The organism is Corallococcus llansteffanensis (assembly GCF_003612055.1).
Lineage (GTDB): Bacteria > Myxococcota > Myxococcia > Myxococcales > Myxococcaceae > Corallococcus > Corallococcus llansteffanensis.
On record NZ_RAWB01000419.1, the window covers coordinates 1 to 8,806 of the forward strand.

General features: G+C 70.4%; 9 protein-coding genes. 8 read left to right on the forward strand and 1 reads right to left on the reverse strand.

The genetic code is table 11. The features are described from left to right. Nucleotides 1–141 precede the first annotated feature (141 nt). The 8 genes from D7V93_RS30355 (at nucleotide 142) to D7V93_RS30390 (ending at nucleotide 6,978) form a co-directional block, all read left to right on the forward strand. The gene (locus D7V93_RS30355) at nucleotides 142–1,521 is read left to right on the forward strand and encodes a multicopper oxidase family protein (RefSeq protein ID WP_120646708.1); all 1,380 of its coding nucleotides are present in this window, start codon (nucleotides 142–144) and stop codon (nucleotides 1,519–1,521) included. A 254-nt stretch (nucleotides 1,522–1,775) separates the two neighbouring features. Further along, on the forward strand, nucleotides 1,776–3,431 hold the full coding sequence (locus tag D7V93_RS30360) for a sensor histidine kinase (protein ID WP_120646709.1): 1,656 nt from the start codon (nucleotides 1,776–1,778) through the stop codon (nucleotides 3,429–3,431). Between the two features lie 18 nt (nucleotides 3,432–3,449). Then, on the forward strand, nucleotides 3,450–3,746 hold the full coding sequence (locus tag D7V93_RS30365) for a PRC-barrel domain containing protein (RefSeq protein ID WP_208723202.1): 297 nt from the start codon (nucleotides 3,450–3,452) through the stop codon (nucleotides 3,744–3,746). 62 nt (nucleotides 3,747–3,808) lie between these two features. Further along, nucleotides 3,809–4,294, forward strand: a complete 486-nt coding sequence (locus tag D7V93_RS30370) for a PH domain-containing protein (protein ID WP_120646710.1) — start codon at nucleotides 3,809–3,811, stop codon at nucleotides 4,292–4,294. Then, entirely contained in the window at nucleotides 4,284–5,822 is a 1,539-nt protein-coding gene (locus D7V93_RS30375) for a PH domain-containing protein (protein WP_120646711.1), read from the forward strand. The genes D7V93_RS30370 and D7V93_RS30375 overlap by 11 nt, the downstream gene beginning before the upstream one ends. Then, entirely contained in the window at nucleotides 5,819–6,148 is a 330-nt protein-coding gene (locus D7V93_RS30380) for a DHCW motif cupin fold protein (RefSeq protein WP_120646712.1), read from the forward strand. The genes D7V93_RS30375 and D7V93_RS30380 overlap by 4 nt, the downstream gene beginning before the upstream one ends. Nucleotides 6,149–6,295: 147 nt before the next feature. Further along, a complete protein-coding gene (locus D7V93_RS30385; protein WP_244237605.1) occupies nucleotides 6,296–6,607 on the forward strand; it encodes a hypothetical protein in 312 nt (103 codons plus the stop codon). 2 nt (nucleotides 6,608–6,609) lie between these two features. Next, nucleotides 6,610–6,978 (forward strand): DUSAM domain-containing protein, encoded by a 369-nt coding sequence (locus D7V93_RS30390; protein ID WP_120646713.1) that lies wholly within the window; start codon nucleotides 6,610–6,612, stop codon nucleotides 6,976–6,978. A 113-nt stretch (nucleotides 6,979–7,091) separates the two neighbouring features. Here the strand turns inward: D7V93_RS30390 and D7V93_RS30395 are convergent, their stop codons facing one another. Continuing rightward, the gene (locus tag D7V93_RS30395; RefSeq protein ID WP_120646716.1) at nucleotides 7,092–8,789 is read right to left on the reverse strand and encodes a dihydroxyacetone kinase family protein; all 1,698 of its coding nucleotides are present in this window, start codon (nucleotides 8,787–8,789) and stop codon (nucleotides 7,092–7,094) included. Between the last annotated feature and the right edge of the window lie 17 nt (nucleotides 8,790–8,806).

Sequence of the window (8,806 nt, forward strand, 5' to 3'; positions counted from 1 at the left end):
CTTATCGTCGGCAGCGTCAGAGGTGTATAAGAGACAGGCAGGCACCCCACTGACGACCCGCGCACGGCGCCCGAGGACACGGAAGCCCAGGCCCCGGAGACGCCCTCTCCTTCCGAGGCCCCCGGCCTCACCCGCCGCGGCATGCTGGCGCGCACGGGCGCCACGCTGGCGACCGGCGCCCTGCTGATGAACAGCCGCGCCGCCCAGGCGCAGTCGGACGTGCCGGGCGCGAAGGGCCCGCGAAAGGACTCCGCGGCGGACACGGGTGGTCGCGTCGCGCGGCAGACACACCTGCCGCCTGGAAGGGCCGGACGCGACTACCGGCCCGTCGTGGTGCCCAACGGCACGAAGCTGCCGTGGAAGGACGTGGGCGGCGTGAAGGTGTTCCACATGGTGGCGCAGGAGGTGGAGCACGAGTTCGCTCCAGGCCTCAAGGCCACGTGCTGGGGCTACAACGGCCACGTGCACGGGCCCACCATCGAGGTGGTGGAGGGCGACCGCGTCCGCTTCTACGTCACCAACCGGCTGCCCGCGAACACCACGGTGCACTGGCACGGCATCCTGCTGCCCAACGGCATGGACGGCGTGGGCGGGCTCAACCAGAAGTCCATCGCGCCGGGGGAGACGTTCCGCTACGAGTTCACGGTGAGGCAGTCGGGCACGGGCATGTATCACTCGCACCACGACGAGATGACGCAGATGGCCCTGGGCATGGTGGGGATGTTCATCATCCATCCGCGCAAGCCGGTGGGCCCGCGCGTGGACCGCGACTTCGCCATCATGTTGCACGAGTGGCGCATCGACCCGGGCACGCAGCGCCCGGACCCCAACGAGATGACGGACTTCAACATCCTGACGATGAACGCCCGGGCGTTCCCGGGCACGGAGCCGCTGGTCGTCCGTCAGGGAGAGCGCGTGCGCATCCGCTTCGGCAACCTGAGCGCGATGGACCACCACCCCATCCACCTGCACGGCTACCAGTTCCTCATCACGGAGACGGACGGGGGCCGCATCCCCGAAAGCGCGCAGTGGCCGGAGACGACGGTGCTCGTCCCCACCGGCAGCACACGCACCATCGAGTTCGTGGCGGACGAACCCGGTGACTGGGCCATGCACTGCCACATGACCCACCACGTGATGAACCAGATGGGCCACGACCTGCCCAACCTCGTCGGAATGAAGCCCGGCGGCCTGGACGCGAAGGTGCGCCCGCTGCTGCCCGGCTACATGACCATGGGACAGACGGGCATGGGGGACATGGGCGGAATGCACCACATGCCCGTACCGGACAACTCCATCGCCATGGTGGGCGGCAAGGGGCCCTACGACGAGATCACGATGGGAGGCATGTTCACGCTGCTCAAGGTGCGCCAGCACCTGGATGGCGAGGGAGACCCCGGCTGGTACGCGCCTCCGCCAGGGACCCAGGCACGGCTTGCCCAGGCGGACGAATTGCGCCGCGACGGCATCGACGTGGAGGCCCCACCGACCGCGGAGCCTGCCGGGGCCCGGCACGGCTGAGACCCGGTGTCGCGATCAGCGGCTGGAAGGGATTGCCGGGTTCCTGTCCTGCAGGGGACCGTGAAATCGCTCGAGGGCAGTCCTTTCCAGGACATCTCCTCTCAAACCCACGCAATCCCTTGCAAACGCCGCTCGTGACGCCCAGTTTTGTTGAGTCTGGTCAGGCAGGGCCTTCCCTCCGCCGCCTCGCTCGCCTTCCCGCGCCGCAGGTGTCAGGGCGACCTCAAGACTTTCTGCTGCTGGGGGGAAGCACCATGGCGAGCGTCGCGGAGATCATCCGAAATCATCACGGCGAGATCATGCGCCTGTGGACGGAGGAGGCGACCCGGGCCGCGTCGGCCCGCGGGCTGAACGCACCCGAGTTCCGGAACATCATGCCGACCTACCTGGACTCCCTTGCCAACCTCCAGGGGACCGCGGGCACGGGCATGAGCTCCCAGCAGAAGTACGTCGAGAGCCACGTGTCCGCGCGACTCCGCCAGGGCTTCCATGTGGCGGAGGTCGTGGAGGAGTTCGCCATCCTGGGACGGAGCATCACCCGGATGTGGAGCCATGTTCCGCCTGACCAGCAGCCCGACTCCCTCGACGTCGAGCGGCTCTTCACCGAGCTGCATGCCGCCACGGCCACCGTGACGGACCTCTTCAGCAAGCACCTGCTTGAGGACGAGCAGACGGAGAAGCGCTACCTGCGACTCCTCCAGAAGGTGGCGAGCGAGGCGCTGGCGGACGAGACGAGCCTGGGTGACCGGTTGAAGGAGATCCTCGAGCTGATCTCCGAAGCCATGGGGTCCCAGAGCGCGGCGCTACTCCTGTACGACCCGAAGCGCAAGAAGCTCATGGCCACGGCCTCCGTCGGAGAGGCGGAGGAGCAGCTGGAGCAATACGCGGCTTCGCTGGGCCCGTCATCCTTCCCGGGACAGATCGTGGCCGGGGGCGAGGAGACCAGCACGCTCCGGGATGCGGAGACCACGACGATCGAGGTGAGCGATACGCTCCGCCGCAGCGGCATCCACTCCGTGCTCGGGGTCCGACTCCCGCCCCACCAGCGACTGAGGGGCGTCGTGTACGTGGGCGTCTCCGAGGTCCGGGAATTCACCGCGCGGGAGAAGACGCGGCTCCAGACGCTGGGCCAGAACCTGAGCATCCACCTGGAGACCGCGCGGCTGTACGCGGACCTGCAGGAGAAGGTCGACGCGCTGGAGATCGAGCGGCACCTCCGTGAGCGGTTCGTCTCCGTCCTCGCCCATGACCTGCGCGGCCCCCTGGCAGCGGCGAAGATGAGCGCCCAGATGCTCACGCGCTTCCCCGAGAGACTGGACGAGCGGCGCGACCTGGCGTCAAGGATCGACCGGAACCTGGAGCGCGCGGACCGGATGGTCCGGGACCTGCTCGACGCCAACCGCATCCGGGCGGGCGAGCGGCTTCCGCTTCGGCTCGATGACTGCGACCTGGGCAACATCGCCCGTGAGGTCGTGGACGAGCTGAACTCCATCCACGGGGATCGCTTCTTCCTCAAGACAGAGTCCCAGCCCGTCCGGGGCATCTGGAGCTGCGACGAGCTGCGCCGGGCCCTGTGGAACCTGGGAAGCAATGCCTTCAAGTACGGCGCGACCGACCAGCCCATCACCTTCACGGTCACCCGGTCCAAGACGGTGGCGCGAGCCTCCGTGCACAACCACGGCCCCGTGATTCCCCTCAGCGACCGGGGAAGCATCTTCCAGCCCTTCTCCCGGACACGCTCCGCGCAGACGGGCCCCGCGCAGGGCTGGGGGCTGGGCCTGACGCTGGTGTGGGGTTGCGCCCAGGCGCACGGCGGAACGATCGGCGTCACGAGCGAGGCCGTCACCGGGACGACCTTCACCCTGGAGTTGCCCTGGGACTCCCGGCCGTTCCAGGCCAAGGCGGCGTAGGCCGGAAGGAGCGGGCACATGCGATTTTCGGAAAGCATCTTCCAGGGCCGCACGGTCGTCGCGGCGGGGGGACAGACGCTCGGGACCGTGGAGACGCTGAGCATCGACGATGCGAGCTGGAGGGTCGAAAGCCTCCAGGTGAAGTTGAACTCGGAGACCGCCGAGCAGCTGGGCAAGTACTGGAACTACTTCCACGCGGGCCGCATCGAGCTGCCCACGCGACTCGTCCACTCGGTGAGTGACACGGTGCTGCTGTCCGCCACCGTGGACGAGCTCCGCCAGGTGCTCGCCGCCGAGTCCGCCCCCGCGCCCTGACGAGGGCCGCGCGCGTCAGGCAAGGCCAGGGTACATTCGGGGGGCTCCCGGAGGCTCCGCCCATGACCGACCCGCTGCCGACGCTGGAACGACTTCCTCGCGGAGCGCTCACGCTGTTCCGCATCCTGGCGTTGATCCGCATGGGGCTGTACGGAGCGGTGTCCTTCGGCGTGGCGCTGACCTTGTCGTTCGCGGGGGTGGAGCATTGGCCGTTCCTCCTGCCGTGCGCGGTGGTGTTGGGCCTGAGCGTGCTGACGGCGTGGTATCCGCAGCGCGCGCATGAGCGGTGGGGCTGGGCGCTGCGCGAGCACGACCTGGTCATCTCCCACGGCGTGCTGCTGCATCAGGTGGTGTCCATCCCCGCGGGCCGCATCCAGCACGTGGACGTCCACCAGGGCCCCATCGAGCGGTCGCTGGGGCTCGCGCGCCTGCAGATCTTCACCGCGGCGGGCAGCGGCGCGGACGGAGAGATTCCGGGCCTCACCCGGGAGACGGCGGACGCCCTGCGCGAGCGACTGGTGCGGCGCGAGGCCGACGATGTCGTCTGAGGGGTACGCGGCCCTGCCCTCCACGGAGGAGGTCCCCTGGAAGCGGCTGAGCGCGAAGGCCCCGCTCGCGGCGCTGGTGCCGCTGTCGGCGACCATCGGGCGCATGCTCCTCACCGCGCTGCTGCCCACGTACTTCGCCGGGGAGCGCGGCCTGCCCACCGTCCTGTGGATCATCATGGTGGGCATCGCGGGGATACTGCTCGCGGCGGGGCTCTACGAGGTGGCCACGCTGAGCTACCGCGTGGTGGGCGCCCAGCTGGAGATCCGCTCCGGCGTGTTCACCCGCTCGTCGCGCTTCATCGAGGCGGCGCGGGTGCAGAACACGGAGGTGCTCCAGCCCTTCGTGTCGAAGCTGCTCGGGCTGGTGGAGGTGAAGGTGGAGACGGCGTCCGGAGGCAAGGCGGACGGCCACCTGCGGGGCCTGACGCCGGAGGACGCCCAGGCGTTGATTCACGCGCTCCAGTCGGTGCGCGGCGAAGGTGCGGCGGTGCTCCTGCCCGGAGAGTCGTCACCCGAGGAGCGGGTGCTCTCCGAGGCCCGACTGGGCGACCTGCTGCTCTACGGCGCGACCGCGTTGGGCGTGGGGGTGCTCGCGGTGGTGTTGAGCGCGCTGCATGAGATCACCGAGACCTTCCACAAGCTGCTGCTCCCGTGGATGGAGACGCACTGGGAGGTGATGGCGGCCCCCGGCATGGGGTGGCTGGCGGCGACGGTGGCGGCGCTCGCGGGGCTGTTCGGCCTGTGGCTGGTGAGCGGCGCCCGCGCGGTGCTGCGCTTCCATGGGTTCCGGCTGGTGGACACCGGGACGCACCTGCGCGCGGTGGGTGGGCTCATCACGCGTCGGCAGGTGACGGTGCGGCGGGTGCGCATCCAGCAGGTGGTGCTGGACGAACCGCTCCTGCGCCGCGCGCTGGGCTTCGGTTCGGTGGAGGTGGAGACCGCGGGCGTCCGCACGGGCAAGGAGGCCTCGGAGCGCGCGGAGCTGCTGATCCCCGTGGTGCCCACCGCGCGCATGCCCGAACTGCTGCGCGAGTTCGTGCCGGACCTGCCCGGCGCCATCGGCTCCCTGCCTCTGCGGCCCGCGCACCCGAAGGCGCTCCTGCGGGCGCGAATCCGCGCGGTGGGCCTGAGCGTGCTGGTGGCCGCGCCCGCGACGTGGTTCTGGGGAGGCTGGGGCGCGCTGGCGTGGGGTCTGCTGCCCGCGCAGCTCCTGGGCGCGTGGTTCGACTGGCGCTTCCAGGGATGGTTCATCACCGACACGCTGGTGGTGGTGCGCCAGGGCTTCTGGCGGCGGCGCACGACGGTGGTGCAGCGTGCGCGCATCCAGTCCGTCCGCGCGCGACAGGGACCGCTGGAGCGCGGCTACGGCATCGGCCACGTGCGCATCGACGTGGCGGGATCGCACGTCGTGCTGCCCAGCGTGGGCTGGGCAGAGGCCCAGTCGCTCATCGACCAGCTCCCGGGCCGACGTCCGGCCCGACGCGTCCGGCCCGTGCCGGACGCCACTCCGTTGCAACAGGTGCCATGAAAATCTCGAACATTCCCTTCTGCACAACGGACTGGAGCAAGCTCCAGCCCACGGAGCACCCGGGGGACTCAGGGAAGGCGCTCTGGCGGACGCTCCAGGCGGGAGACATCCGGGTCCGACTCGTTGAGTACACGCCCGGGTACGTGGCGGACCACTGGTGCAGCCGCGGACATGTCTTGCTGGTGCTCGAGGGGACGCTGATCACGGAGCTGAAGGACGGCCGGCGTTTCGAGCTCGGGCCGATGATGAGCTACCAGGTCTCCGATGACGATGGAGCCCACCGCTCGTCGACAGAGACAGGGGCCCGGCTTTTCATCGTGGACTGAGGTGTCGCCGCCCATGTAAAGCCAGATAAACCGCTTTGCATGAACAGAAGGAATATCCCCTCATGGGGCATACTGGTGGTCCTCGGGCTTGCCCTGACGACGACAGGCAGTAGCGGCACAGCGCGCGCCCAGCCCCGCAGTTCCCCGGTGTCCCTGGCGCAGGCGCAGTGCACCTCCAAGGACTCCACGGTGAGCTGCTGCGTGAAGACGCACCCGCTGGCGCCGGAGCGCTGCGGCGCCACGAAGCTGGAGGTGGAGGAAATCCTCTTCGCCGCCAAGGTGGCCGCCGAGTTGGCCCGGAAAGACCTGCCGGAGTGGAAGCGCAACTGCATCGAAACCTACGTGCAGTGCATGGAGGACCACTGGACGGGGTCCTGCTACGACTGCTTCCGGAACTGCGAAGGGCAGACGGGTGAGTGGCCTGACAATAAGTGCCGCCCGAAGAAGAAGGGAGGTTGAGCATGGCCGAGGACATCGATTGGGAGGAGGTGCGCGAGCTGGCCGCCCGTGTCGAGGCGGGCGAAGCGCTTGAGTTCACCCCGGGCGTGCGCGAATTGCTGCTGCGCACGGCCCAGCAGGTAGCCATGCCCAAGTCCGATGCGCAAGCGGCCGTCCAGGACGTAGCCACCGCGACGACTCTCCTCCGCGAGATCCGAACGCGGATCCGCAACAGCTCGATGCGGATGATGAAAGCCAGGTCCGAAGTCCGGCGCCTTCGACAAGCAGGCGACACTGCCGGCGCGCGGGAAGTGATGGAGCACCTGCTCACCGTGGAGGTGGTGCCTCTCTACCGCGAGCTGGCGGAGATAGCGCTGGAAGATCTGGACTGACGGCCGGTCATCCGCAGGCGCCAGAAGAGCGTCCACCGGGTAGACCCTGAAAGTTCATCATCCAAATCCTTTCAGGTCTCCATCAGACCTGCCGCTCCGCCCCCCCTGCCCCGTCACCCAGCGAGTCGCTCCAGCGCCTTCATCCAGATGACGACGGCCGCCGCGCCCGCGTCGGGGATGCCCTTCGCGCGGTCGCCCAGGTAGCTGGCCCGGCCCAGGCGCGGCGCCATGCGGGCCGTCGCCTCCGCTCCCTGCTCCGCCGCGAGCGTCGCCGCCCTCCACGCGTCGCCCAGGGACTTCCCCTCCCGCACCGCGCCCACCAACACCTCCGCCGCCGGGTGCAGCGCGTCCACCATGGTCCGGTCGCCGGGCCGCGCGCCTCCCAGCTCCGACACCGCCGCGACAGCCACCTGGAACGCCCGCGCCCAGGCCGCCGCATCCGGAACCTTGTTCGCCAGGTGCCGTGCGGCCCTCAACAGCGCCGTCGCATAGAACGGCCCGGAGCTCCCAGCGATGTTCCTCCGCAGCGCCTGCCCCAGCTCCGTCAACGCGCCCGACGGCGTGGCCCACGCGCTCTCCGGCAACGCGCGGATCGCCGCCGCGCCACGCGCCAGACTCAGGCCCAGGTCCCCGTCTCCCGCCGCGCTGTCCAGCTCCGTCAGCCGGGCCTCGGCCGCGTCCCAGGCGTCCGCCACCGCCAACGCCGCCGCCCGAACCTGCGCCATCTCCGGATGGTCCTTGGGATGCCCCTTGATGGTGGGCAGCGCGTCCCGCACGGACACCACCCGGCGCTGTGCGACCAGCATCCCCTTGCCCGGCCAGGCCGGCGCCTCCGTGGCCGCGTCCAGCCGCGCCAGCCGCGCGTCATCCACCTTCAAGACCGTGAGCGAACACCCGGGCATCTCCAGCGCCGACAGGAACGTGCCCTGCCACGCGCGCTCCACCTTCACCCCGCGCTCCGCGAGGAACGCCAGCGCCCGGCGCGTCACGATGGCCAGCTCCATGGGCGGCGTGCCTCCCAGGCCGTTGACCATCAGCGCCACGCGCTCGCCCGCGCCCACCTTCCGGTCCTCCACGATGGTCGACAGCAGCGTGTCCACCAACGCGTCCACCGGCTGCATCGCCACCCGTCGCACGCCCTGCTCGCCGTGGATGCCCAGCCCCAGCTCCACCTCGTCCTCGCCCAACGTGAAGCCCGGCCGCCCCGCCGCCGGCACCGTGCACGGCCCCAGCGCCACGCCCATGCTCCCGAGCGCCGCGGCCGCCTCCGTCGCCTCGCGCGCCACCTCCGCCAGCGACGCACCCGCCGCCGCAGCAGCGCCCGCCACCTTGTGCACCAGCACCACGCCCGCGATGCCCCGCCGCCGCGCGGGCTCCACCGTGTCGCGCAGCGCCACGTCGTCCGCCACCACGACGACCTCCGTCGGGATGCCCTCCGCCCGCGCCAATTCCGCCGCGAGCCCGAAGTTCAGCCGGTCGCCCGTGTAGTTCTTCACGATGAGCAGCGCGCCCGCCGTGCCCGCCACCGCGCGGATCGCCGCCAGCACCGCGTCCGCGCTGGGTGACGTGAACACGTCCCCCGCCACCGCCGCATGCAACATGCCCGCGCCCACGTAGCCCGCGTGCGCGGGCTCATGCCCGCTGCCACCGCCCGACAGGATCGCCACCCGCCGCGCCGCCAGCGCCGCCGGTACGTCCGCGCGCACCACCACCGTCTCCCCCTCCAGCAGGGCCTGCCCCGGCGCGAGCGCCACGAAACCCTCCAGCATCTCCTGGACCACTTCGCGCGGCGCATTGACGAGCTTCTTCACCTTCGACACCTCGGGGA